General features: G+C 71.8%; 21 protein-coding genes and 2 riboswitches. Of the genes, 11 read left to right on the top strand and 10 right to left on the bottom strand.

Annotated features, from left to right (window positions below; translation table 11 throughout):
- Positions 1–7: 7 nt before the first annotated feature.
- The 4 genes from AOQ37_RS05950 to glgX all read right to left on the bottom strand — a co-directional run bounded on the left by AOQ37_RS05950 (position 8) and on the right by glgX (position 7,803).
- Positions 8–1,867 (bottom strand): ABC transporter ATP-binding protein, encoded by a 1,860-nt coding sequence (locus AOQ37_RS05950; protein ID WP_062641920.1) that lies wholly within the window; start codon positions 1,865–1,867, stop codon positions 8–10.
- Positions 1,864–3,732 (bottom strand): ABC transporter ATP-binding protein, encoded by a 1,869-nt coding sequence (locus AOQ37_RS05945; protein ID WP_062641919.1) that lies wholly within the window; start codon positions 3,730–3,732, stop codon positions 1,864–1,866. Before AOQ37_RS05945 ends, AOQ37_RS05950 begins: the two co-directional genes overlap by 4 nt.
- Before the next feature lie 308 nt (positions 3,733–4,040).
- Positions 4,041–5,450: a sulfatase family protein gene (locus AOQ37_RS05940; RefSeq protein WP_062641917.1), complete on the bottom strand. Its 1,410-nt coding sequence runs from the start codon at positions 5,448–5,450 to the stop codon at positions 4,041–4,043.
- Between the two features lie 100 nt (positions 5,451–5,550).
- On the bottom strand, positions 5,551–7,803 hold the full coding sequence (gene glgX / locus AOQ37_RS05935) for a glycogen debranching protein GlgX (protein WP_062641915.1): 2,253 nt from the start codon (positions 7,801–7,803) through the stop codon (positions 5,551–5,553).
- A gap of 153 nt (positions 7,804–7,956) precedes the next feature.
- Here glgX and AOQ37_RS05930 point away from each other — a divergent pair, with 153 nt between their 5' ends.
- From AOQ37_RS05930 to AOQ37_RS05905, 6 genes are all read left to right on the top strand, one after another.
- Positions 7,957–9,201 carry a L,D-transpeptidase gene (locus AOQ37_RS05930; RefSeq protein ID WP_062641914.1) on the top strand — a complete coding sequence of 415 codons (1,245 nt, stop codon included), beginning with the start codon at positions 7,957–7,959 and terminating at the stop codon, positions 9,199–9,201.
- Between the two features lie 167 nt (positions 9,202–9,368).
- Positions 9,369–10,619 (top strand): L,D-transpeptidase, encoded by a 1,251-nt coding sequence (locus AOQ37_RS05925; RefSeq protein WP_062641912.1) that lies wholly within the window; start codon positions 9,369–9,371, stop codon positions 10,617–10,619.
- 89 nt (positions 10,620–10,708) lie between these two features.
- Complete coding sequence (locus AOQ37_RS05920) at positions 10,709–11,476, top strand: enoyl-CoA hydratase/isomerase family protein (RefSeq protein ID WP_062641910.1); 768 nt, start codon at positions 10,709–10,711, stop codon at positions 11,474–11,476.
- Positions 11,477–11,764: 288 nt separating this feature from the next.
- On the top strand, positions 11,765–12,268 hold the full coding sequence (locus tag AOQ37_RS05915) for an ATP-binding protein (RefSeq protein WP_062641909.1): 504 nt from the start codon (positions 11,765–11,767) through the stop codon (positions 12,266–12,268).
- 282 nt (positions 12,269–12,550) lie between these two features.
- Positions 12,551–13,351, top strand: coding sequence for a polysaccharide deacetylase family protein (locus AOQ37_RS05910; protein ID WP_062641907.1), 801 nt, complete (start codon positions 12,551–12,553; stop codon positions 13,349–13,351).
- A complete protein-coding gene (locus AOQ37_RS05905) occupies positions 13,351–14,541 on the top strand; it encodes a YncE family protein (RefSeq protein ID WP_062641905.1) in 1,191 nt (396 codons plus the stop codon). Before AOQ37_RS05910 ends, AOQ37_RS05905 begins: the two co-directional genes overlap by 1 nt.
- Here the strand turns inward: AOQ37_RS05905 and AOQ37_RS05900 are convergent.
- Positions 14,538–15,233, bottom strand: a complete 696-nt coding sequence (locus AOQ37_RS05900) for an N-acetyltransferase (protein ID WP_062641903.1) — start codon at positions 15,231–15,233, stop codon at positions 14,538–14,540. The two genes, AOQ37_RS05905 and AOQ37_RS05900, sit on opposite strands and share 4 nt — an antisense overlap.
- 60 nt (positions 15,234–15,293) lie before the next feature.
- Here AOQ37_RS05900 and AOQ37_RS05895 point away from each other — a divergent pair, with 60 nt between their 5' ends.
- From AOQ37_RS05895 to AOQ37_RS05885, 3 genes are all read left to right on the top strand, one after another.
- Positions 15,294–16,205 carry a helix-turn-helix domain-containing protein gene (locus AOQ37_RS05895; protein WP_062641902.1) on the top strand — a complete coding sequence of 304 codons (912 nt, stop codon included), beginning with the start codon at positions 15,294–15,296 and terminating at the stop codon, positions 16,203–16,205.
- Between the two features lie 66 nt (positions 16,206–16,271).
- Entirely contained in the window at positions 16,272–16,484 is a 213-nt protein-coding gene (locus AOQ37_RS05890; RefSeq protein WP_028807102.1) for an EF-hand domain-containing protein, read from the top strand.
- A 242-nt stretch (positions 16,485–16,726) separates the two neighbouring features.
- On the top strand, positions 16,727–17,437 hold the full coding sequence (locus AOQ37_RS05885; protein ID WP_374701478.1) for an NADPH-dependent F420 reductase: 711 nt from the start codon (positions 16,727–16,729) through the stop codon (positions 17,435–17,437).
- 6 nt (positions 17,438–17,443) lie between these two features.
- Here AOQ37_RS05885 and AOQ37_RS05880 read toward each other — a convergent pair whose 3' ends face one another.
- From AOQ37_RS05880 to gcvT, 5 genes are all read right to left on the bottom strand, one after another.
- On the bottom strand, positions 17,444–17,986 hold the full coding sequence (locus tag AOQ37_RS05880) for an MOSC domain-containing protein (RefSeq protein WP_062641898.1): 543 nt from the start codon (positions 17,984–17,986) through the stop codon (positions 17,444–17,446).
- Between the two features lie 127 nt (positions 17,987–18,113).
- On the bottom strand, positions 18,114–19,481 hold the full coding sequence (locus tag AOQ37_RS05875) for an L-serine ammonia-lyase (RefSeq protein ID WP_062641896.1): 1,368 nt from the start codon (positions 19,479–19,481) through the stop codon (positions 18,114–18,116).
- A 76-nt stretch (positions 19,482–19,557) separates the two neighbouring features.
- A complete protein-coding gene (gene glyA / locus AOQ37_RS05870) occupies positions 19,558–20,835 on the bottom strand; it encodes a serine hydroxymethyltransferase (protein ID WP_062641894.1) in 1,278 nt (425 codons plus the stop codon).
- Positions 20,836–20,849: 14 nt separating this feature from the next.
- A complete protein-coding gene (gcvH, locus tag AOQ37_RS05865; RefSeq protein ID WP_020131386.1) occupies positions 20,850–21,227 on the bottom strand; it encodes a glycine cleavage system protein GcvH in 378 nt (125 codons plus the stop codon).
- 118 nt (positions 21,228–21,345) lie between these two features.
- The gene (gcvT, locus tag AOQ37_RS05860) at positions 21,346–22,488 is read right to left on the bottom strand and encodes a glycine cleavage system aminomethyltransferase GcvT (protein WP_062641892.1); all 1,143 of its coding nucleotides are present in this window, start codon (positions 22,486–22,488) and stop codon (positions 21,346–21,348) included.
- Between the two features lie 42 nt (positions 22,489–22,530).
- Positions 22,531–22,648, bottom strand: a riboswitch (glycine riboswitch).
- Positions 22,649–22,748: riboswitch (glycine riboswitch) on the bottom strand. It abuts the riboswitch before it with no gap.
- Positions 22,749–22,927: 179 nt separating this feature from the next.
- Between gcvT and AOQ37_RS05855 the strand changes: the two genes are divergently transcribed.
- Positions 22,928–23,611 carry an AAA family ATPase gene (locus tag AOQ37_RS05855; protein WP_062641891.1) on the top strand — a complete coding sequence of 228 codons (684 nt, stop codon included), beginning with the start codon at positions 22,928–22,930 and terminating at the stop codon, positions 23,609–23,611.
- 78 nt (positions 23,612–23,689) lie between these two features.
- Positions 23,690–24,496: an enhanced serine sensitivity protein SseB gene (locus AOQ37_RS05850; RefSeq protein ID WP_062641889.1), complete on the top strand. Its 807-nt coding sequence runs from the start codon at positions 23,690–23,692 to the stop codon at positions 24,494–24,496.
- The last annotated feature ends 224 nt before the right edge of the window (positions 24,497–24,720 follow it).

Raw genomic sequence — 24,720 nt, 5'->3', positions numbered from 1 at the left:
CCTACGCTCACGCCAGACTGTCCCGCCAGGCCCGGTGCAGCTCCGCGAACCGGCCGGTGCCCGCGATCAGCGCGGCCGGGCTGCCGTCCTCGACGATCCGGCCGTGCTCCATGACCAGGACCCGGTCCGCGATCTCCACGGTCGACAGCCGGTGCGCGATCACCACCGCCGTACGGCCCTTCAGCACCGTCGCCATCGCCGCCTGCACGGCCCGCTCGCCCGGGACGTCCAGCGAGCTGGTCGCCTCGTCGAGGATCAGCACCGCGGGGTCGGCGAGCAACGCGCGTGCGAACGCGACGAGTTGCCGCTGCCCGGCGGAGATCCGGCCGCCGCGCTTGCGTACGTCGGTGTCGTAGCCGTCGGGCAGGGCGCTGATGAACTCGTGCGCGCCGATCGCCTTCGCCGCACGCTCGATCTCCTCCCGGCTCGCGTCCGGCCGCCCGATGGCGATGTTCTCGGCGACCGTGCCGGAGAACAGGAACGCCTCCTGCGTCACCATGACCACCCCGCGCCGCAGTTCGGGCACGGCCAGCTCGCGCAGGTCGACCCCGTCCAGCAGCACCCGCCCGCCGGACGGGTCGTAGAAGCGGGCGAGCAGCTTGGCCAGCGTGGACTTGCCCGCGCCGGTCGAGCCGACCACGGCGACGGTCTGTCCGGCGGGCAGGGTCAGGTCGAAGCGGGGGAGGATCTCGCCGCCCGTGCGGTACCCGAAGGACACCCCGTCGAAGACGACCTCCCGGCCGGGCAGTTCGCTCTCCCGCGCCGGGAGTTCCCGCGGCGCGGACGGCTCGGGCACGGACGGCGTCTGGGCGAGCAGGCCCGCGATCTTCTCCAGCGAGGCGGCCGCCGACTGGTAGGAGTTGAGGAACATGGCGAGCCGGTCGATCGGGTCGTACAGTCGCCGCAGATACAGCACGGCCGCTGCCAGCACCCCCAGTGCCAGCGAGCCGTCGGCCACCCGGGTGGCGCCCCACAGCACGATCACCGCGACGGCCGTGTTGGCGACCAGCCGCGATCCGGTGACGTACCGGGCCATCTCCAGGAGCGCGTCGCCGTTGATCCGCTCGTGCCGCCGGTTCAGGACGCCGAAGTCGGCGTCGTTGACGGCCTCGCGGCGGAACGCGCGCACCGGGCGGATGCCGTTCATCGTCTCCACGAACTTCACGATCACGGCCGCGATGGCGGTGGAGCGGGCCCGGAACACCTGTCCGGCGCGCCGCTGGTAGATCCTGACCAGGAGGTACAGCGGCACGAAGGAGGCCACCGCGACGGCCCCGAGCCCCAGGTCCAGCCAGAGCAGCATCGCCGAGATGTAGAGGAAGGACAGGATCACCGTCACGAGTTCCTGAAGACCCTCGCTGAGCAGCTCGCGCAGCGACTCCACGTCCGTGGTGGAGCGCGAGATCAGCCGCCCCGAGGTGTAGCGCTCGTGGAAGTCCAGGCTCAGCGCCTGCGCGTGCCGGAAGATCCGGCCGCGCAGATCGAGCAGCGCGTCCTGGTTGACGCGCGCGGAGGTGATCAGGAACGCGTACTGAAGGCCGCCGGAGACCAGCGCGCACAGCAGGTAGCCGACGCCGACCGCGACCAGCGGGCCGTGGTCGTCGGCCCGGAAGGCCGGTACGGCGCGGTCGATGGCGTACGCCACCAGCAGCGGACCGGCCTGCACGGCCGCCTGCTGGAGCAGCAGCAGGAGCGAGGTGAGGGCGACCCGCGCGCGCATGGGCGCGAGCAGGGAACGCAGCAGCGCGCCCGTGGCGCCGGGCGGGGTGGGCAGGACGTCCTTGTCGAAGGGGTCGTCGACGGCGGTCCGGGCAGGGGCCTCGGCGTCGTCGTCGGTGACGGACGAGGTGGTGGCGGGGGCGGTCATCGGCGGTCGGCCTCCTGTTCACCGGACCGGGTCTCGAACGTGGTCCCGTGCGTGGACCCGTACGTGGTCCGCAACGGGCTCTCGAACCGGCTCACGGACGGTTCGCCGGACATGAGGTGGGCGTACTCCGCGTTGCTGCGCAGCAGTTCGTGATGGGTGCCGACGGCGGTGACCCGCCCGTCGGACAGCAGCGCGACACGGTCGGCGAGGAGCACGGTGGACGGGCGGTGCGCCACGATCAGCGCGGTGGTGTCGGCGAGGACCTGCCGCAGCGCGGCCTCCACGGCGGCCTCGGTGTGCACGTCCAGCGCGGACAGCGGGTCGTCCAGGACGAGGAAGCGGGGCCGGCCGACGACGGCCCTGGCCAGTGCGAGACGCTGCCGCTGTCCGCCGGAGAGACTGAGCCCCTGCTCGCCGACCTGCGTCTCGACGCCCTGCGGCAGCGCGTGCGCGAAGTCCGCCTGCGCCACGTCCAGCGCCCGCTCCAGCTCGACGGCGCCCGCCCCGTCCGCCGCTCCCATGAGGACGTTCTCGCCGACGCTCGCGGAGAACAGGGTCGGCTCCTCGAAGGCGACGGCGACCCGCGAGCGCAGTTCCTCGCGGGACAGCGCGGTGATGTCCTCGCCGTCGAGCGTGATGCGGCCGGCGGTCACCTCGTGCAGCCGGGGCACGAGGGCCGTGAGCGTGGTCTTCCCGCTGCCGGTCGCACCGACCAGCGCCATGGACTCGCCGGGCCGGATGTGCAGGTCGACGCCGTCGAGGGTGGGCGGGGAGTCGGGGGAGGCGTCGGGATAGCGGAAGGTGACGCCGTCGAAGCGCAGACCGCCGTCGACGACGGGGGCCCGCCCGCCGCGGTCGCCGTCGGGCTCCTCGGGCGGCTCGTCCATCACCTCGAAGTAGCGTTCCGTCGCCGTCGCCGCCTCCTGGCTCATCGCCAGCAGGAAGCCGATCGAGTCCACCGGCCAGCGCAACGCGAGCGCCGTGGACAGGAACGCGACCAGGGTGCCCGCGGACAGCTCGCCGTCCGCCACCCGCACCGAGCCGAGCACCAGGGCCGCCCCGATCGCCACCTCCGGGAGGGTCACGATGACGGCCCAGATGGTGGCCAGCAGCCGCGCCTTGCGCAGTTCCGTGCCGCGCAGCGTCGACGACAGTTCCCGGAAGGCCCGCGCCTGGCTCCGGTGCCGTCCGAAGCCCTTGATGATCCTGATGCCGAGGACGCTCTCCTCGACCACCGTCGTCAGGTCCCCTGCCTGGTCCTGGGCGCGCCGCGCGACGACCGCGTACCGGTTCTCGAAGTACACGCACATCACGACGACGGGGACGGCCGGCCCGAGGATGACCAGCCCGAGCCGCCAGTCCTGGAGCAGCATGATGACCACCCCGAGAAGAATCGTCACCGAGTTGACCAGCAGGAACGTCAGCGGGAAGGCGAGGAACATGCGCAGCAGCCCCAGATCGGCCGTCGCCCGGGACAGCAGCTGCCCCGAGGCCCACCGGTCGTGGAACGCCACCGGCAGCCGCTGGAGCCGCGCGTAGAGGTCCGTGCGCATCTCGGCCTCGACATGCGACAGCGGACGCGCCACCAGCCAGCGCCGCAGCCCGAACAGCAGCGCCTCCGCGAACCCGAGCAGCAGCAGGCAGAGCGCGCCCAGCCAGACCCCGGTGGTGTCCCGGTCGGCCACCGGGCCGTCCACCATCCACTTCAGGACGAGCGGGATGACCAGCCCCGTACAGGAGGCGAGCACGGCGACGAAGGCGGCCGTGAACAGCCTTGTCCGCACGGGACGGACGTACGGCCACAGACGCAGCAGTGAGCGTACGGCGGAGCGGTCTCGGGAAGCGGTTTCTGGTGTCCTGGGCATCACCGCGAGCCTACGGACCGGCGCTGACGACGCCCACCGAGTTTTGGCCCGACCGGGCTCGGCCGCTGGTCCTACGACCTGCGTGTTCGAGGGGCCGTACCCGTGTGTCGACCGATCGGCCGACACACGTTCGGGCGAGCCGGGCGGGGTGCGGGCCCGGGGTCACGGACCCGCGCGCCGCTTCCCGCCCGGGCCCGCGGAACGGACCGGGGCGCCGGCCCGCTCACCGCTCCCGCCCGCTCACCGCTCCCGTCGGCTCGGTTCCCCCGTCCGCCCCGTTCTCCCGCCCGCTCCGTCCTCCCGTCCGCTCAGTCGGCGTACGGCAGCAGTCCGGCCGCGGTCCGCTCCCAGGCCGCCTTCAGCTCGGCGAGCACCTCGGGCCGGTCGGCGGCGAGATCGGCCTGTTCCCGGGCGTCGGCGGCGAGGTTGTACAGATGGTCGGTCTTCGCCGCGTCCTGGTAGTACTTCCAGTCGCCGCGGCGCAGCGCCCGGTTGGCCCGGACCCGCCAGAACAGGTCGTGCTCCGGGACGGGTTCACCGCGCAGCAGGTAGCCGGCGAGGCTCTTGCCGTCCAGCGGGTAGGCGGGATCCGGGCGGGCGCCCGCGAGTTCCAGCAGGGTCGCCGTCCAGTCGGGGGAGACGTTCGGTTCGTGGCTGACCTGGTGGCCGTCGATGCGGGCGGGCCAGCGGACGATCGTCGGGACCCGGATGCCACCCTCCAGCAGGACGAACTTCTGTCCGCTGAGCGGCCAGTTGTAGGAGTAGCGCTCACCGCCGTTGTCACTGGCGAACAGCACCAGCGTGTTCTCCTCCTGGCCGGAGCGGCGCAGCGCGGTGAGGACCTCGCCGACCGCCGCGTCCAGGCTCTCCACCATCTGGGCGTACTTCTCGACCGAGCCGCCGTCGTAGTGGTTCAGGGCCCGGCCGACCTCGGCCTGGGTCTTCGCGGCCCGGATCTTCGCCGCGATCTCGGCCCCCGTCTCGGCGTCGTCCTCCGCGAGCCAGGGCCAGTGCGGGGTGGTGAAGTTGAGGTTCAGCAGCCACGGCCGGTCGTGGTCGCGGCCGACGTACTCGACGGCCCGCTCGGTGAGGACCTCGGTGTAGTAGCGCAGGTCCTTGTACTCGGCGTCCCCCTCGTAGAGGTCGTACTCACCGAGCTGGCCGAGCTTGGAGAAGTACTCCAGCACGCCTCCGTGGTTGCCGAAGAACTCGTCCCAGCCGGACCTGGTGGGGCTGAAGTCCGGCAGCCAGCCGCAGTGCCACTTGCCGATCAGCGCGGTCGAATAGCCCGCCTTCTTCAGCAGCGAGGCCAGGGTGGGGTGGTTCGGGTCCAGACCCTGCGTCCGGTTGGCGATCGGCTCGGCCAGCCCGCCCTTCGTGCGCCCCGGGTACCGCCCGGTGTACAGGCTGAACCGGGTCGGGGAGCAGGTCGCCGACCCCGAGTACGCGTCCGTGAAGCGCACGCCCTGCCGGGCCAGCCGGTCCAGGTTCGGCGTCCTGATGTGCGGGGCGCCGTAGGACGACAGGTCGGCCCAGCCCAGGTCGTCGCCGAGGATGACCAGGAGGTTGGGGCGGCGGCCGCCCTTCGCGGCGGCGGGACGGGCTCGGAACGGCTGTTCGGCGGGGGCCGCCTCGGCGGCGGTGGCGGTACCGGCGACGGCGGTGACGGCGCCGCCGCCGACGAGACCGCCGAAGGTACGACGGGAGATCTCGGTCATGGGGGTCCTCGGTGCGGAAGGCGAAGGGTGGGGGGCGGCCTGGGCGCTGCCCCCATGTGATCAGCCGTCCGGTCCCACGACCAGCGATCCGCCGGGGAGTTCATGGGGCTGAAACGTTGTCCCACCCCACCACCCGCAGCAGCAGGACCGCCCGCCCCGGCACGGTCACCGGCATCCCCGCCGGGTGCGTCACCCCCGGCGCCTCCCCCTGTTCCTCGCGCGAGGTGTCGACGACCACCTCGTACCCCTCCGCCCACGGCGCGCCCGGCAGGACGAAGTTCACCGGCCGGTCCCCGGCGTGCAGGACGGCGAGGAAGCTGTCGTCGGTGATCGGGGCGCCCCGCTCGTCCCGGCCGGGAATGTCCCGCCCGGACAGATACATTCCCAGGGTCGCCGCGGGCGCGTACCAGTCCCCTTCGGTCATCTCCGTGCCCCGCTCGGTGAACCAGGCGAGGTCGCGCAGCCCGTCCGCCGAATGCGCCCGCCCGGAGAAGAAGGCGCGGCGGCGCAGCACCGGGTGGCGGTGGCGCAGCGCGATCAGCCGGGAGGTGAGGTCGAACAGGGCCCGCCACGCCGGATCCTCGAGCAGCCCCCAGTCCACCCAGCTGATCTCGTTGTCCTGGCAGTAGGCGTTGTTGTTGCCGCGCTGGGTGCGCCCCAGCTCGTCGCCCGCGACCAGCATCGGCACGCCGGTCGACAGCAGCAGTGTCGTGATCAGGTTCCGCAGCTGCCGTCGGCGCAGCGCCAGCACCCGCGCGTCGGTCGTCTCGCCCTCGGTGCCGCCGTTCCAGGAGCGGTTGTCGTTCGTGCCGTCCCGGTTGCCCTCGCCGTTGGCCTCGTTGTGCTTGCGGTCGTACGACACCAGGTCGCGCAGGGTGAAACCGTCGTGCGCGGTAACGAAGTTGACCGACGCGTAGGGCCGGCGCCCGCCCCACGCGTACAGGTCGCTCGACCCCGACAACCGGTAGCCCATCTCCCGCACGTCCGGCAGCGCGTGCCGCCAGAAGTCCCGTACGGCGTCGCGGTAGCGGTCGTTCCACTCGGTCCACAGGGGCGGGAAGGCGCCCACCTGGTAGCCGCCCGAGCCCACGTCCCACGGCTCGGCGATCAGCTTCACCCGGCGCAGCACCGGGTCCTGCGCGATCACCGCGAGGAACGGGGACAGCATGTCGACGTCGTGCATGGAGCGGGCCAGTGCCGCCGCCAGGTCGAAGCGGAAGCCGTCGACGCCCATCTCCGTCACCCAGTAGCGCAGCGAGTCGGTGATGAGCCTCAGCACATGCGGCTGGACCACGTGCAGGGTGTTCCCGCAGCCCGTGTAGTCGGCGTACCGGCGCGCGTCCGGCTGCACCCGGTAGTAGCCCCGGTTGTCGATGCCCTTCAGCGACAGCGTCGGCCCCAGCTCGCCGGCCTCCGCCGTGTGGTTGTAGACGACGTCGAGGATGACCTCGATCCCGGCCGCGTGCAGGGCGCGCACCATCCGTTTGAACTCGCCGACCTGCCCGCCCGTCGTCCCGGCGGACGCGTACCCGGCGTGGGGGGCGAAGTAGCCGATGGAGTTGTAGCCCCAGTAGTTCTTCAGCCCCCGGCGCAGCAGATGGTCCTCGTGCGCGAACTGGTGGACCGGCAGCAGCTCCACCGCCGTGACGCCCAGCTTCACCAGGTGTTCCACGGCCGCCGGATGCGCCAGACCGGCGTACGTGCCGCGCAGCTCCCGCGGGATCCCCGGGTGCAGCCGGGTGAACCCGCGCACGTGCAGCTCGTAGATCACCGAGTCGGCCCAGGGGGTCTTCGGGCGGCGGTCGTCGGCCCAGTCGTCGTCGTCGTGCACGACGACTCCCTTGGGGACGTGCGGCGCCGAGTCGCGTTCGTCGCGCACGGTGTCGGCCACCTGCTGCTGGGGCCAGTCACGGACGTGCCCGTAGACCTCGGGCGGCAGGCTGAACTCGCCGTCCACCGCCCGGGCGTACGGGTCGAGGAGCAGCTTCGCCGGGTTCCAGCGGCCGCCGGTCCACGGGTCCCAGCGGCCGTGCACCCGGTAGCCGTAGCGCTGTCCCGGCATGATCCCCGGCACGAAGCCGTGCCAGATCTCGTGGGTGAGTTCGGTGAGGCGGGCGCGGGTCTCCCGGCCGGACTCGTCGAACAGACACAGTTCGACCGATTCCGCCCCACCCGCCCACAGCGCGAAGTTGGTGCCCGCGACCCCGTCCGGGCCGACCCGGAAGCGGGCGCCCAGGGGTGTGGACGCGCCCGGCCACACGGGTGGACCCGGCACCTTGCGTGGCGCACCGTTCATCACGGCGTCCGGCGTGGCGCGCTCCGCCACCGCCTCCTGCTCGGCTGCGCTGGACACCGTTCAGCCTCCCGCGGCTCATGGAACGACGTGGGAAAAGAGCGTGCGGTGTCCCGGCCGCGGCTCCCCGTCGCGTCGTCCTCCCCCCATTTCTGCCCAGAGCGGCCCTCGCACTCACGTTTCCCCGGAGTGTGCCCGGTCGTTGGGCACCGTGTGAGGCACGTACAAGGGCGCGCACGGCGCGCGGGGGTCGCACTGGCCGCCGTACTGACATGGGCAGGACTACTTGCCGGGGCCGCCGGTTGCACCGGCGCCGACAGCCGGAGCGGACTCGACCGGGTGCTCGGCAAGCCCCCGGCCCCCGAGGACGTCATCCGCGTCACCCCGGAGGACGGCACGAAGGGGGTGCGGCCCGAGGAGCGGCTGCTGGTGCGGGTACCGGGCGGGAAGCTGGAGTCCGTGAAGGTCGTCAGGTCGCAGGACGCCCAGGAGACCCCGGTCCCCGGGCGGATCGCCGCGGACGGACTGAGCTGGCGGCCGGACGACGACCGGCTCGGCCTGGCCGCCCGCTACACCGTCGACGCCGTCGCCCTGGACGGCGACGGGAACCGCTCGGCCCGGCACACCACCTTCACCACCTACGTCCCCGAAGAGCGCTTCATCGGCTACGTCACCCCGGAGAACCGCTCCACCGTGGGCACCGGGATGATCGTCTCGCTGGAGTTCAACCGGGAGATCGAGCACCGGGCCGCGGTCCAGCGCGCCGTCCGGGTCACGGCCGAGCCCGCGGTGGACATCCGGCCGCACTGGTTCGGCGCCACCCGGCTCGACTTCCGGCCCGAGGAGTACTGGAAGCCCGGCACCCGGGTCACCGTCAGGCTCGGGCTGCGCGACGTCGAGGGGGCGCCCGGCGTCTACGGGCTCCAGGACAAGTCGTTCTCCTTCACCGTCGGCCGCAGCCAGGTGTCCTTGGTGGACGCGGCGAAACACACCATGGAGGTGCGCCGGGACGACGAACTGCTGGCCACCGTGCCGATCACGGCCGGGGCCCCGAAGAACACCACCTACAACGGCAAGATGGTGGTGACCGAGATGCTGGAACTGACCCGGATGAACGGCGCCACGGTCGGCTTCAAGAAGGCGAACGGCAAGGGCGAGTACGACATCCCGGACGTGCCGCACGCCATGCGGCTGACGAGCTCCGGCACCTTCCTGCACGGCAACTACTGGGCGCAGGACGTCTTCGGCCGGGCCAACGTGAGCCATGGCTGCGTGGGCCTGAGGGACGTCAAGGGCGGCGCCTCGGACACGCCCGCGGGCTGGTTCTTCGACCGCTCGCTTGTCGGTGACGTCATCGAGGTCGTGCACAGCAAGGACAAGCAGGTCGCCCCGGACAACGGGCTGGGCGGCTGGAACATGGGCTGGCGGGAGTGGATCGCCGGCGGCGCCGTGAAATGACCTCCCCCCCGGTGCAACCTTCCCCGCGTTCGCACGGTCCTAGTTGGGACTGAACGGTGACAATCTTGGCCCGTCCAGGCCGTTGACCTTGTGGTTAATATGCGGCGAACGCGGGGGACGCGTCGCGGTGCGGCCCGGGGAGGGCCCGGGGGAGTGGGAGAACGACTTTGAACGTGCGACCGATATCGGGGGCGTCGGTTGGGGGACGTCCGCGCGGCCGCGACAAGCGGCTGGCGCTGATCGTCGGCGGGCTGCTGCTGGCCGTCACGGCCTGCGGCGGGGGCGGCGACTCCGGGTCCGACGCGAAGGACGCCGGGTCCGCCGACAAGGGTGCCTCGGCCGCCGCCGAGAGCAAGCAGTCGGAGGCGGTCGTGACCATCGCCCCGAAGACCGGTGCCAAGGACGTCGACACCAGCGGTGCCCTGAAGGTGACGGCCGCCAAGGGCAAACTGACCGAGGTCGTCGTCAAGGACGACAAGGGCACGGCGGTCGCCGGCAGCATCTCCGCGGACGGCGCCGGCTGGACGCCGGCCACGCACCTCGCCGGCTCCACCAAGTACCAGGTGCACGCCGTCGCGAAGGACTCCGAGGGCCGTACGGCCGCCGAGGACTCGTCCTTCACCACGCTGAGCCCGCAGAACACCTTCACCGGCAACTTCACGCCCGAGGACGGATCCACGGTCGGCGTCGGCATGCCGTTCTCGGTGCGCTTCACCCGGGGCATCACCCACCCGGAGGACGTGGAGAAGGCCATCACCGTCACGACCGTGCCGGCCGTCGACGTGCAGGGCCACTGGTTCGGCAACGACCGTCTCGACTTCCGTCCCGAGAAGTACTGGAAGGCCGGCACCAAGGTCACGGTGAAGCTGAACCTCGACGGCGTCGAGGGCCGCAAGGGCGTCTACGGCAAGCAGGCCAAGACCGTCTCCTTCACCATCGGCCGCGACCAGGTGTCCGTCGTGGACGCCAAGAAGCACACGATGAAGGTCACGCAGGACGGCAAGGTCGTCAAGACCATCCCGGTCACCACCGGCAAGCCCGGCTACGCCACCTGGAACGGCCAGATGGTGATGAGCGAGAAGTTCACCGTGACCAGGATGAACGGCGACACGGTCGGCTACGACGGCGAGTACGACATCAAGGACGTCCCGCACGCCATCCGGCTGACCGACTCCGGCACCTTCGTGCACGGCAACTACTGGGGCGGCGACGCCTTCGGCAACTACAACGCCAGCCACGGCTGCATCGGCCTGCGGGACGTGCGCGGCGGCTACGACAGCTCCGTGGCCGCAGCGTGGTTCTTCAACCACTCGATGGTCGGTGACGTGGTGGTCGTGAAGAACTCCACCGACCCGACGGTCGACCCGGCCAACGGCCTCAACGGCTGGAACATCCCCTGGGCGGAGTGGACCGAGTAGCGGTCCCCGGACGACTCGGGGCGGACGGGCCCGGTGCTGTGACAAACGGCACCGGGTCCGTTGTGGTTAGTGGTGGTTAACCTGCTGCCATGACCGTGAATCTCGAAGTCGCCGACGGCGTCGGCACGCTGCGTCTCGACCGCCCGCCCATGAACGCGCTGGACGTGGCCACCCAGGACCGGCTCAAGGAGCTCGCCGAGGAGGCGACCCGCCGCGACGACGTCCGCGCGGTCGTCGTCTACGGCGGGGAGAAGGTGTTCGCGGCGGGCGCGGACATCAAGGAGATGCAGGACATGGACCACACCGCGATGGTCCTGCGCGCCCGCGCCCTCCAGGACTCCTTCACGGCGGTGGCCCGCATCCCCAAGCCGGTCGTAGCGGCGGTGACCGGCTACGCGCTGGGCGGCGGCTGCGAGCTCGCGCTGTGCGCGGACTTCAGGATCGCCGGGGACAACGCCAAGCTGGGCCAGCCGGAGATCCTGCTCGGGCTGATCCCGGGCGCCGGCGGCACCCAGCGTCTGGCCCGCCTGGTGGGCCCCTCCAAGGCGAAGGACCTGATCTTCACGGGCCGGATGGTGAAGGCCGACGAGGCGCTGACCCTGGGCCTGGTGGACCGGGTCGTCCCGGCCGCCGACGTGTACACGGAGGCGCACCGCTGGGCCGCGAAGCTGGCGCAGGGTCCGGCGCTCGCGCTGCGCGCCGCGAAGGAGTCGATCGACACCGGTCTGGAGACCGACATCGAGACGGGTCTGGCGATCGAACGGAACTGGTTCGCGGGTCTGTTCGCGACCGCCGACCGTGAGATCGGCATGCGCAGCTTCGTCGAGGAAGGGCCGGGCAAGGCCAAGTTCCTGTGAGAGAGGTCTCCTTCGAACTGCCCGTCAGCGCTTGCAATTGACGAGGTGTCTCATCCGGGTCCCTCGATGGGGCGGTTTATGGGAGCCTTAAGGCAACCTTAAGCCTGCCTTGTCGAGTGGTCCCGTAGAGCGTTGCGGTGCGCGCTTTCGTCGCAGGTCAGTCCCGGTTTGTCGGGCTTTGAACTGTCCCTGGCATATGCCGATCGATCCATTCGGAACGGTACATTCCGGGGGGTGTATTCCGTCGGAACGGCCCCGGAGCGGGCTCGGGGCGGCCATGATGGGGGCATGGCGGGGCTGGAGGGCATCGGACAGCCGCGGGGACCGGGCCGTGCGACCGCGGCGCGCTGGTCGCCCGCGGTGGAGGACGAACGGGCGCTGAAGGCGCTGGAGTTGTTCGGCAACCCGACGGACGGAGAGGTTCCGCTGCCGTCCCGCCCCGAGTCCGCCGCCACGGCCCGCCGGCTGGCCCAGGTCGTCGTCCTGCGCCAGTGGGGACTGACCCCCAAGATGACCGAGGACGCGGTCCTGCTCGTCTCCGAACTCGTCGGCAACGCCGTGCGGCACACCGGTGCCCGGGTCTTCGGCCTGCGCATGCGGCGTCGGCGCGGCTGGATCAGGGTCGAGGTCCGCGATCCCTCGCGGGGGCTGCCCTGTCTGATGCCGGTCCAGGAGCTGGACATCAGCGGGCGGGGGCTCTTCCTCGTCGACAAGCTGTCCGACCGGTGGGGCGTGGATCTGCTGCCCCGGGGCAAGACGACGTGGTTCGAGATGCGGGTCGCCGACCGCTGAGGCCTCCGGCGGTCGGCCGGGTGCGTGCGGGTGCCTCCGGCGGTCGGCCGGGTGTGTGCGGGTGCGTCTCGGTGCCGTCCTTCGGGGGCCGCCGCCCCGGGCCCCCGCTTCGGCCCTGGACGGGCCTCGTCCTCGAACGCCGGACGGGCCGAGAGTGGTGCCGCCGTCCTCGATCCTCGCGCGGAGCGGGGTAACCGCCGTCGTCGAGCCTCACGCCGCGGTGTGTTCGGTCGGCGAGGCGGGTTGCGTCAATGGTCGGAAATGTTCTGTATGCGGCCTTAAATGGTGCGGGTGACCCCATCCGACCGTCGTTTCGCGTTGCGGGCGGGTGCCGGACTCGTCGCCGGGGGTGCGTTCGCGGCCGCGTGCTCGCCCTCCGAGTCCCCTTCCGGCGCCGTCGCCCCGCCCGTTCGCAGCACCACCGCGCGCACCCGGGCCCCCGCCCGTCCCCTCGCCGCCCCCACGCCCCGGGCGTATCCCCGGCAGCCCGCTCAGATCAGTCACGGTCCGCGCGGCCGCTCCCAGGTCGCCCTCACCTTTCACGGACAGGGCGAGCCCTCTGTCGCCCGGGCCCTGCTCGGTGAAGCCGAGCGGCACGGCGCGCGGGTCACCGTGCTGGCCGTCGGGACCTGGCTGGACGAACACCCCGACCTCGCCCGCCGGATCCTCGACGGCGGCCACGACCTCGGCAACCACACCCAGCGCCACCTGGCCATCAACGCCATGCCCGAGGCCGAGGCGGCGGCCGAGATCGCCGGCTGCGCCGATCGGCTGCGCAGGCTCACCGGGTCCATCGGCACCTGGTTCCGGCCCTCCCGCGCCACCCGTGCCTCCCCGCTGGTGGAGACGCTGGCCCGCCGCGCCGGCTACCCGCACGTCCTCTCCTACGACGTCGACTCCCTCGACTTCACCTCACCCGGTGCCGCCGCCGTCGCCCGCACCGTCCTCGGCGGGGTCCGGGACGGGTCGGTCGTGAGTCTGCACTTCGGGTACGCGGACACGGTCGCCGCACTCCCCGCCGTACTCGACGAACTCGGCCGCCGCGGACTGCGCGCGGTCACCACCACGGAGCTGATCGGCTGATGCACCGCAACCTCGTGAAAAGCGCCCTGCTCGCGGGCGCCGCGCTCACCGTCCTCGCCGCCTGTGGCACCGGGGGAGGGGCGGGGAAGGAGGGGCCGGGCGGCGCCACCGAGGCGGCCGCTCCCGCACCGGCGAAGAAGGCCCGAAAGCCCGCCGTCGACGGCCTGCCCGGCATGCCGCCGGTGCTCGACCCGAAGGACGTCTACGCCGCCGACCGCCCCGGGATGCTCTCCCCGGTGGTCAAGGACTTCCCGTCCCGGGTCTACGTCCCGAACACCGAGTCCGACACCGTCTCCGTCATCGACCCGAAGACGTACCGGGTGATCGAGACCCTGCGGGTGGGGCGGCAGCCGCAGCACGTCGTCCCCTCCTGGGACCTGAGGACGCTGTGGGTCAACAACAACCGGGGGCACACCCTCACCCCCATCGACCCGAAGACCGGCAAGGCCGGGAAGCCGGTCGAGGTGCACGACCCGTACAACCTCTACTTCACGCCCGACGGCAAGTACGCCGTCGTGATGGCCTCGCTCGACCGCGAACTCGTCTTCCGCGACCCGCACACCATGAAGCGGGTCAAGACGGAACCCGTCACCTGTTACGGCGTCAACCACGCCGACTTCTCGCTCGACGGGAGGTACTTCATCGTGTCCTGCGAGTTCAGCGGCGAACTGCTGAAGGTCGACACCCGGAGGATGAAGGTCGTCGGACAGCAGAAGCTGCCCTTCAGGGGCGCCATGCCGCAGGACGTGAAGGTCTCGCCCGACGGGAAGCGGTTCTACATCGCGGACATGATGGCCGACGGGATGTGGATCGTCGACGGCGACACCTTCGGCAAGCCGGAGTTCCTGCACACCGGCAAGGGCTGCCACGGGCTGTACATCGGGCGCGACTCCCGCGAGATGTACGTCTCCAACCGCGGTGAGGGCACCGTCTCCGTCTTCGACTTCCACGAGAACACCGTCACCAGGAAGTGGCGTCTCCCGCGCGGCGGCAGCCCCGACATGGGCGGCGTCTCGGCGGACGGCAAGGTGCTGTGGCTGTCCGGGCGCTACAACTCCGAGGTGTACGCGATCGACACCGGCACCGGAGAGCAGCTCGCCCGGATCAAGGTCGGCCGGGGCCCGCACGGTCTGGCCGTGTACCCGCAGCCGGGCCGCTACTCGCTCGGTCACACCGGCATCTTCCGCTAGGACCGAAGACAACCCCCGTCACCTGCCGGGGCGCCGGCCGCCGGGACGTCCGGTGTCCGCCGGAGAGTGAGCAGTGCCTCCGCCCCGACCGGCAGATAACCCGCCGCCTGGAACGCCCGTGTGCTGCGGGCGTTCCCCGGCGAGATCTGCGCCCACACCGGCTCACCCCCGCCCAGGTGCCGCGCCGCGCCGACCAGGGCCCGGCCCAGCCCTCGGTGGCGTACGTCCTCCTCGACCTCGACGGCGACCTCCAGCCGCCCCGCGACCCCCCGCCCGAGGACGATCACGCCGCCCTGCGCAGCCCACACCCGCACCTCGTCGCGCCGTCTGCGCGAGCTGACCACCCGGGGATGCTCCGGGTCCTCGATCTCCGCCAGCGCGAGCGACGGCGGGCCCGGCAGCGGGGAGCCGGCCCACAGCTGGTCGACCGTCTCCGCGACCCGGCCCGTGCGGTCCAGCAGGGCCGTCAGGAACCGGGGGCTCATCGACGCGGCGAGGGCGTCGCAGTCGGCGGCGGCCAGGGTCGCGTGGACCCACTCCGGGTCCTCGTCCGTGAAGACCACCGAGTGCGCGGTGAAGGAGAGGACCCCCGCGTCGCGCGGGCAGGGCTGGGGCAGGACGGTCGTGCGGCCGTCGGCGGGCGGGAAGACACCGCGCGCGGCCGCGTCGAGAATGTCCCGCAAGGTCCCCACCGCGACCGCCCCTCCGCGCTCCTTGAGTCTCCACCCACTGGAAGGCCCACACTCACACACATGATCGACGACGGCACCGGACTTTTCACCATCGGAGAGCTGGCCCGCACGACCGGACTGACCGTGCGCACCATCCGCTTCTGGTCCGACGAGGGTGTCCTGACCCCGTTGACCCGCTCGGCGGGCGGCTACCGGCTCTACGACGCCGCGTCGGTCGCCCGGCTGGAACTGATCCGCACCCTGCGCGAGCTGGGCCTCGGTCTGGCCGACGTGCGCCGGGTGCTCTCGGGGGAGCGGACCGTCGCGGAGGTCGCCGCGGCGCACGTGTCCGCGCTGGACGCGCAGATCCGCTCGCTGAAGCTGACCCGTGCGGTCCTGTCGTCCGTGGCGCGACGCGGTTCGACCGCTGAGGAGATGACCTTGATGAACGACCTGGCACGGCTTTCGGCGGCGGAGCGCAGGCGGATCCTCCAGGAGTTCGTGGACGAGATGTTCCACGGGCTGGACCTGGCCGACCCGGACATCCGGGAGCGGATGCGCACGAGCGCGACGGATCTGCCGGAGGACCCGACACCCGAGCAGGTGGACGCCTGGGTGGAACTGGCCGAGATGGTGCGGGACCCGGAGTTCCGGGTCCAGATGCGGCAGGCGGCCGAGTTCAACGCCGCCGACCGGGCGCGGGAAACCCCGCGCGGGGCGTCCATGTGGTTCTTCAAGCGGCTGATCGAGCTGGTGGGCAGGGCCCGCGAGCGGGGGATCGCACCGGAGTCCCCTGAGGCCGACACGGTGCTGCGGGATCTCCTCGGCGACACCGACCGGGCCGCCGTGCTGGAGCGCATGAAGGCGACCCACAACGTGCGCCTGGCCCGGTACCGGGAGCTGATGGCGGTCCTGAAGGGGGCCACGCTCTCGGCCCACGAGGAGGAGTTCGCCTGGGTGGTCGCCGCACTGGAGGTCCGCACGGCCAGCTAACCTGACCTGCGTCCGCACGACAGCGGGACGGCACGACATGCAGGTATGGAGAAGAGGGGCGGATCGGTGGCCGACATCGAAGAGGCACGCAAGGAGTTCCAGCGGATCGACACGGACGGGGACGGCTTCATCACCGCGGCCGAGTTCAAGACCGCCCTGGCGCAGGGGGGTGACTGGAACGTCACCGAGTCGGTCGCCGAGGTCATCATCAAGAGCCGAGACCTCGACGGTGACAAGCTCCTCTCGTTCGACGAGTTCTGGGCGCACCTGAACAAGTGAGACGAGCGGAAAGGGGGCGCCTCGCGATGCGGGGCGCCCCCTCCTCATGTCATGACCGGCGCTCGATGCGCACGCTCCAGCGGCGGGTCCCTGCCTTCGTCGAGGCCGACGTCGCCTTTCGCGCGGCGGAACTGGAGGATCCGTTCGGCGGCCGGTGCCAGCTCCGCGGAAAATCTCGTACGGATCGCGGAGGAGCCGGAATAGGCCGCCGTCGGCCGGGGTTGCCGCCCTCAGGTGCATGCATGTGCATCGAACCTGAATCGACTCGCTCCCGGAAGGCAAGGCCTCTCATGAAGATCGGCATCATCGGCGCGGGCAACATCGGCGGCAACCTCACCCGGCGTCTCAGGGCTCTCGGTCACGACGTCTCCGTGGCCAACTCCCGCGGCCCGCAGACGCTCGGGGAACTCGCCGAGGAGACGGGAGCGACCCCCGTCACCGTCGAGGAGGCGGCGCGCGGTGCCGAGGTCGTGGTGATCACGATTCCGGTCAAGGCGGTCCCGAGTCTGCCGTCCGGAATCCTGGACGGCGCGGCCGACGGTGTGGCCGTCATCGACACCAACAACTACTACCCGCAGCAGCGCGACGGCCGGATCGCGGAGATCGAGGACGAGGGGCTCACCGAGAGCCGCTGGACCGAACGCCGTATCGGCCACCCCGTGATCAAGGCCTTCAACGGCACCTACGCCCAGGACATCCTGGACCGCCCGCTCCCCGCGGGCGATCCCGACCGCATGGCGCTCCCGGTGGCCGGCGACGACGAGGCGGCGAAGGCGAAGGTGCGCGCCCTGATCGACGAGCTCGGCTTCGACACCGTCGACGCGGGCGGCATCGACGACTCCTGGCGCCAGCAGCCCGACACCCCCGTCCACGGGCTGCGGGCCGGCGTCGAGGCGGTCACCAAGGCCCTGGCCGAGGCGAGCCCGGAACGCCCGGCGACCTTCCGCGGCTAGCCCGCCCTAGACGATCCGCAGGGGGTGGTGCGGTCCGTCCGGCAGCTCGACCGTGATCGGGTCCCCGGGCCGCACCACACCCCCGCTGAGCACCACGCTCATGATCCCGGACCGGAAGGACGGCCGGCCGTCCGGACCCCGTCCGACGACCTGCTTCATGAGGCCCTTGCGGAAGCCGTCGATCTGCTTGCAGGGATTGCGCAGCCCGGTCACCTCGACCACGGCCTGTCCGCCGAGCCGCAGACGCGTCCCGGTGGGCAGCCCGAGCAGGTCGATCCCGCGCGTGGTCACGTTCTCCCCGAGCTGGCCGGCGGCCACCTCGAACCCGGCCGTCCGCACCTCCTCGAACAGCTCCTCGTGGATGAGGTGCACCTGCCGGAGATTCGGCTGCGAGGGGTCCTTCTCCATCCGGAACCGGTGTTTCACCGTGGTGCCCGCGTGGACGTCCCCCGCCACCCCCAGCCCGGCGAGCAGCGTGACGCTCTCCCGGTTGGGCTTGGTGAAGGAGTACGTTCCGCTGCTGCTGACAGCGCTGACCGACCCGCTCATACGGTGAAGCTCCCCTGTCCGTGCGACTGCCCCCGCGACTGCCCCCGCGACTGCGACTGCCTCTGCGACTACGACTGCGGCGGTGCCTGAGACCGTCCCGCGACGGTCCCCGCGATCCGCCCCCGGGTCAGCACTCGATGATGTTCACCGCGAGCCCGCCCCGGGCCGTCTCCTTGTACTTGACGCTCATGTCCGCGCCCGTTTCCTTCATCGTCTTGATGACCTTGTCCAGGGACACCTTGTGCGAACCGTCGCCGCGCATCGCCATCCTGGCGGCGGTGACCGCCTTCACCGAGGCCATGCCGTTGCGCTCGATGCACGGGATCTGGACCAGGCCGCCCACGGGGTCGCAGGTCAGGCCGAGATTGTGTTCCATCCCGATCTCGGCCGCGTTCTCGACCTGCTCGGGAGAGCCGCCGAGGACCTCGGCCAGCGCGCCCGCCGCCATCGAGCAGGCCGAGCCGACCTCGCCCTGGCAGCCGACCTCGGCGCCGGAGATGGAGGCGTTCTCCTTGAACAGCATGCCGATCGCGCCGGCCGCGAGCAGGAAGCGGACCACCCCGTCCTCGTCGGCGCCGGGCACGAAGTTCACGTAGTAGTGCAGGACCGCCGGGATGATGCCGGCCGCGCCGTTCGTGGGAGCCGTCACGACCCGGCCGCCGGCCGCGTTCTCCTCGTTCACCGCCATCGCGTACAGCGTGATCCACTCCATGGCGAGCGCCAGCGGGTCGCCCTCCGCCCGGAGCTGACGTGCCGTCATGGCGGCCCTGCGGCGGACCCGCAGACCGCCCGGCAGGATGCCCTCGCGGGTCATGCCGCGGGAGACGCAGGCCTGCATCACCCGCCAGATCTCCAGCAGCCCGTCCCGGATCTCGTCCTCGGTGCGCCAGGCGCGCTCGTTCTCCAGCATCAGCGAGGAGATCGACAGACCGGTCTCCTTCGCCAGCCGCAGCAGCTCGTCGCCCGTGCGGAAGGGGTACTTCAGGACCGTGTCGTCGAGTTTGATGCGGTCCGCGCCGACCGCGTCCTCGTCCACGACGAAGCCGCCGCCGACCGAGTAGTACGTCTTCGACAGCAGCTCGCCGCCCCGGGCGTCGTGGGCCCATATCGTCATGCCGTTGGCGTGGTAGGGCAGGGCCTTGCGGCGGTGCAGGACGAGGTGGTCGTCGTAGGCGAACGGGATCTCGTGCGAGTCCAGCAGCCGCAGCCGGCCGGAGACCTTGATCTGCTCCACCCGGTCGTCCGCGCCCTCCACGTCCACCGTGCGCGGGGAGGAGCCCTCCAGTCCGAGCAGCACCGCCTTGGGCGTGCCGTGGCCGTGGCCGGTCGCGCCGAGCGAGCCGTACAGCTCGCAGCGCACCGACGCGACGGAGTCCAGCAGGCCCTCGCCCCGCAGCCGCCGGGCGAACATGCGGGCCGCGCGCATCGGGCCGACGGTGTGGGAGCTGGACGGGCCGATGCCGATCGAGAACAGGTCGAAGACCGAGATGGCCACGGGGGAACTCCTCAATGCAGGGTGGTGCGGGGTGCCGCCCACACCTCACAGTGTGCGCGGCACCCGGGAAAAGGGACTACTTGCTCAGACCGGGATACAGCGGGTGCTTGTCGGCCAGGGCGGTGACCCGGGCCTTCAGCGCCGCCGCGTCGGCCTCCGCGAACGGGGACGGCGCCTTCAACGTCTCGGCGATCACGTCCGCGACCTCGGCGAAGTCCTCGGCGGTGAAGCCGCGGGTCGCGAGGGCGGGCGTGCCGATCCGCAGGCCCGAGGTGACCATCGGGGGCCGCGGGTCGTTCGGGACCGCGTTGCGGTTGACCGTGATGCCGACCTCGTGGAGCCGGTCCTCGGCCTGCTGGCCGTCCAGCTCGGACTCGCGCAGGTCGACCAGGATCAGGTGCACGTCCGTGCCACCGGACAGGACGTTGACCCCGGCCGCGCGGGCGTCCGGCGCGGTCAGGCGCTCGGCGAGGATCCGCGCGCCCTCGACCGTGCGGGCCTGGCGCTCCTTGAAGTCCTCGCTCGCGGCGACCTTGAACGAGACCGCCTTGGCCGCGATCACGTGCTCCAGGGGGCCGCCCTGGAAGCCCGGGAAGACGGAGGAGTTCAGCTTCTTGGCGAACTCCTTCTTCGCGAGGATGATGCCGCCGCGCGGGCCGCCCAGCGTCTTGTGGGTGGTGGACGTGACGACGTCCGCGTACTCCACCGGGTTGGGGTGGAGACCGGCCGCGACCAGACCCGCGAAGTGCGCCATGTCGACCCACAGGAAGGCCTCGACCTCGTCCGCGATCCGGCGGAACTCGGCGAAGTCGAGCTGCCGCGGGTACGCCGACCAGCCCGCGATGATCACCTTGGGGCGGTGCTCCTTGGCGAGCCGCTCGACCTCGGCCATGTCGACCAGTCCGGCGTCGTCCACGTGGTAGGCGACGACGTCGAACTGCTTGCCGGAGAAGTTCAGCCGCATGCCGTGGGTCAGGTGACCGCCGTGCGCGAGGTCCAGGCCGAGGATCGTGTCGCCCGGCTGGGCCAGCGCGAACAGGGCGGCCTGGTTGGCGGAGGCACCCGAGTGGGGCTGCACGTTGGCGTACTCGGCGCCGAACAGCTCCTTGATCCGGTCGATCGCGATCTGCTCGGCCACGTCGACGTGCTCGCAGCCGCCGTAGTAGCGGCGGCCCGGGTAGCCCTCGGCGTACTTGTTGGTCAGGACCGAGCCCTGCGCCTCCATCACCGCGAGCGGAGCGAAGTTCTCCGAGGCGATCATCTCGAGCGTGGACTGCTGGCGGTTCAGCTCGGCGTCGACCGCGGCGGCGATCTCCGGGTCGAGCTCGTGCAGGGGCGTGTTCAGGACGGACATGCGTCTACGACTCCTCAGCCGGCGGTGAAGGCGGTGTACTCGTCGGCGGTGAGCAGGTCGTCCTGCTCGCCCGCGGTGCGTACCTTGAAGAGCCATCCGCCCTCGAAGGGGGCGGAGTTCACCAGCGCCGGGTCGTCGACGACGTCCTGGTTGACCTCGACGATCTCGCCGGAGACCGGCGCGTACAGCTCGCTGACCGACTTGGTCGACTCCAGCTCGCCGCAGGTCTCGCCCGCGGTCACCGTGTCACCGACCTCGGGGAGCTGGACGAAGACCACGTCGCCGAGCGCGTTGGCCGCGTGCTCGGTGATGCCGACCGTCGAGACGCCGTCCTCGGCGACCGACAGCCACTCGTGCTCCTTGCTGTAGCGCAGCTGCTGGGGGTTGCTCATGGCCTGAATTCTCCTGTACGCGGGAGGGTGCTGGTGAATGGGGGACTGCTGGATACGCACGTGAGCAGCGGAAATGTGCGCAGGGTCACGTGCGGGCGGGCGTCGACGCGCCCAGTGTCTACTTCTGGCGCTTGTAGAACGGCAGCGCCACGACCTCGTACGGCTCGTGACTGCCTCGGATGTCCACGCCGACGCCCGTGGTCCCCGGTGCCGCGTGGGCGGCGTCGACGTACGCCATCGCGATGGGCTTGCCGAGCGTGGGGGAGGGGGCGCCGGAGGTGACCTCGCCGATCACCTCGCCGCCGGCGACCACGGCGAACCCGGCGCGCGGGACCCGGCGGCCCTCGGCGACCAGGCCGACCAGGACGCGCGGGGGCTGCGAGGCGGCGCGCTCGGCGGCCGCCTCCAGCGCCGTACGGCCGACGAAGTCGCCGTCCTTGTCGAACTTCACCACCCGGCCGAGACCCGCGTCGAACGGGGTCAGGGACGTGCTCAGCTCGTGCCCGTACAGCGGCATGCCCGCCTCCAGACGCAGCGTGTCCCGGCAGGACAGACCGCAGGGCACCAGCCCGGCGCCCTGGCCGGCCTTGGTCAGCGCCTGCCACAGCTCGACGGCGTGCTCCGGCCGCACGAACAGTTCGAAGCCGTCCTCGCCGGTGTAGCCGGTGCGCGCGATGAGGGCGGGCACGCCGGCGACGGTGCCGGGCAGGCCGGCGTAGTACTTCAGGCCGTCCAGGTCGGCGTCCGTGACGGCCGCCAGGATGCCGGGGGACTCGGGGCCCTGCACGGCGATCAGCGCGTAGGCGTCACGGTCGTCGCGGACCTCCGCGTCGAAGCCCTCGGCACGCTCGGTCAGCGCGTCCAGCACGACCTGGGCGTTGGAGGCGTTGGCCACCACCATGAACTCGGTCTCGGCCAGCCGGTAGACGATCAGGTCGTCCAGGATGCCGCCGTCCGCCCGGCAGATCATCGTGTAGCGGGCGCGGCCGGCCTTGACCGCGCCGATGTTGCCCACCAGGGCGAAGTCGAGAAGGGCTGCGGCCTGCGGGCCGGTGACGGTGATCTCGCCCATGTGGGAGAGGTCGAAGAGCCCGGCCCGGGTGCGGACGGCGTGGTGCTCGTCACGCTCGGAGCCGTAGCGCAGGGGCATGTCCCAGCCGGCGAAGTCGGTCATCGTCGCGCCGAGCGCGCGGTGCACCGCGTCGAGGGCGGTGTGGCGCTGCCCGGCGTTCTGGTCGGATGCGGGGTCGGTACTGCTCATCGGGCGTTCGTCTCCCAAGGCATGACGGCACGGCGAGGTCGTTCCTCCCCATCTGTCATCGGAACCTGAGAGGTTCGCCATGACCACCCGGAACGGGTTCGGTCGTGACTTGCACCTTGGGTGGGGCCACTGGAGACAGCGGCCCGCTTTTCAGATGTGCCTCGCCCGCGCGGTAACGGGGCCTGAGAGATTCAAGGGAGGGACTTGCTCCTTCGGCGCCCCAGCGAAGCTGCTGCTGAGGACTCTCCCGCGCGGATTCAAACGGCCGGTATGCAGTTGGCGCGGCCATCATTGCACGGCTCGCCCCGATCCCGGCAGGCCGGATCTGTAACCGGCTTGTGTCGGTACGCGTACGAAATCACCGGACGTGGCGCATTACCTTCTCTTTACGCTCGGTGGGGATGAGGACACCATCTGACCCCAGGGGAGGACGATCACGGTGAACAGGACGACCACGGCGAGGTCCAGGGCATTCGCGACCGGCTCGGGGATCGCGCTGCCCGCGCAGCCCGTCGCCCCGGCCCGTCAGGCGCGCGGTCGCCGGCCTGCGCCCGTCGTCCGCGACCTGCGCGAGCGGGCCGGCCGCAGCCCGCACGGCCTGCTCTTCGGCCCCCGCGACCTGGTCGTGGTCACCGGTCTGCCCGGCAGCGGCAAGTCCACGCTCATGCGGCGGACCGTGCAGGGCACCCGCATCGACTCCCAGGACACCCGGGACCGCTGGGACGCCCGCGCTCCCCGCTTCCTGCCCTACGGCCTCTACCGCCCCCTCGTCCGGCTCGCCCACTACGCCGGACTGCGCAGGGCGCTGCGCGGCGGGGCGGGCGTCGTCGTGCACGACTGCGGCACGCAGGCCTGGGTGCGCGACTGGCTGGCCCGCGAGGCCCGCCGCCGCGGCGGCACCCTGCACCTGCTCCTCCTGGACGTCGGCGCGGACACGGCACTGGAGGGGCAGCGCGAGCGCGGCCGGGGCGTCTCCCGGTACGCGTTCCTGCGCCACCGGCACGCCGCCTCCCGGCTGGTGCGCTCGGTGGAGAAGGGGCGGCTGCCCGCGGGCTGCGGCTCGGCGGTGCTGCTCGACCGCGCGGCGGCCGACGCGCTGCGCCGTATCGGTTTCACGGGCTGAGGGCTCGGGCGCGACGCCCGGTACCCGCTAGCCTTTCAGCCACAGCGAAGTGAGCGGTTCTCAGCAGGCGGTAGGCAGATGGATTTCCCCCCGGCCAACTTTCCGACGGACTTCTCCGCGGACTTTCCGGCGCAGGCGCACCCCCATCCGCACGGCGGATGGCCCGGCAACGAGCTGGAGGAGGTGCTCTCCGTCTCCCTCGGCGTGCCGGGAGCCGGCGGCCGGATCGTCGAGGTGCTCGGGCGCAGTTTCGTCTGGGTGCCGCTGCCCGGCGGCGGCGGCCCGCACAGCGGCCCCCTCGACCTGCCCACGATGGAGCTCGAGGGCCAGGTGTACGTGCCGGTCTTCAGCTCCGAGGAGCAGTTCCGGCAGGTCGTCGGCTCGCACATGTCGTTCACGATCGCGCCGGCCGTGGAGTTCGCCCGGGGGCTGCCCCCGCAGGCGGGCATCCTGGTGAACCCGGACGGCGTGGTCGGTGTCCCGCTGCCGCCGCCCGCCGTGGCCGAGCTGTGCCGGGCGGGCCGCACCCCGCTGGACGGCACCGCGGCCGGCGGCCGGGTCCGTCTCTTCGAGCCCGACTGGCAGGACGACCCGATGGACTTCCTGGCCGCGGCCTCGGCGGAGTTCGAGGCCACGGGCGTGGTCCGCACCGCCCGCCGCTGCCTGGCCGCCATCGAGACGGCGGACCCGGTGATGTTCGTGGGCGTGGAACTCTCCGCTCTGGAAGGCGACCTGAGGGCCCTGCCCCTGGAGGCGCTGGGCAGGGCGCTCGGCAGGACCCCGGCGCCCTGGCCGGTCAACCTGGTCCTCCTGGACGTGGCCCAGGATCCGGTGGGCGACTGGCTGAGGGAGCGGGTCCGCCCCTTCTACACGAGGCTCCACTAGACGGCGGACCCCAGGAGCGGCCCACCCGCGGGGGCGCGGGGGGCTGTCTTCGTCCGCGGCGCGGCCGCGGGTCGCGACCGGCCGGACCGCACACGCGTCCGCCGACGCGCGGTCAGCCCCGAGCTCTCAACGGCGCGACCGGGCGGAGCGCCTAAGCTGGACTCCGACGCGGGGCACTCAGACGCGGGGCACTTTCTCGAAGGGGCGATTCAAAGTGAGCGCTG

It is taken from the genome of Streptomyces maremycinicus, from assembly GCF_001184025.1.
Lineage (GTDB): Bacteria > Actinomycetota > Actinomycetes > Streptomycetales > Streptomycetaceae > Streptomyces > Streptomyces maremycinicus.
The sequence above is the reverse complement of the archived record's forward strand: the minus strand, read 5'-3'. Positions and strand labels throughout refer to the sequence as shown.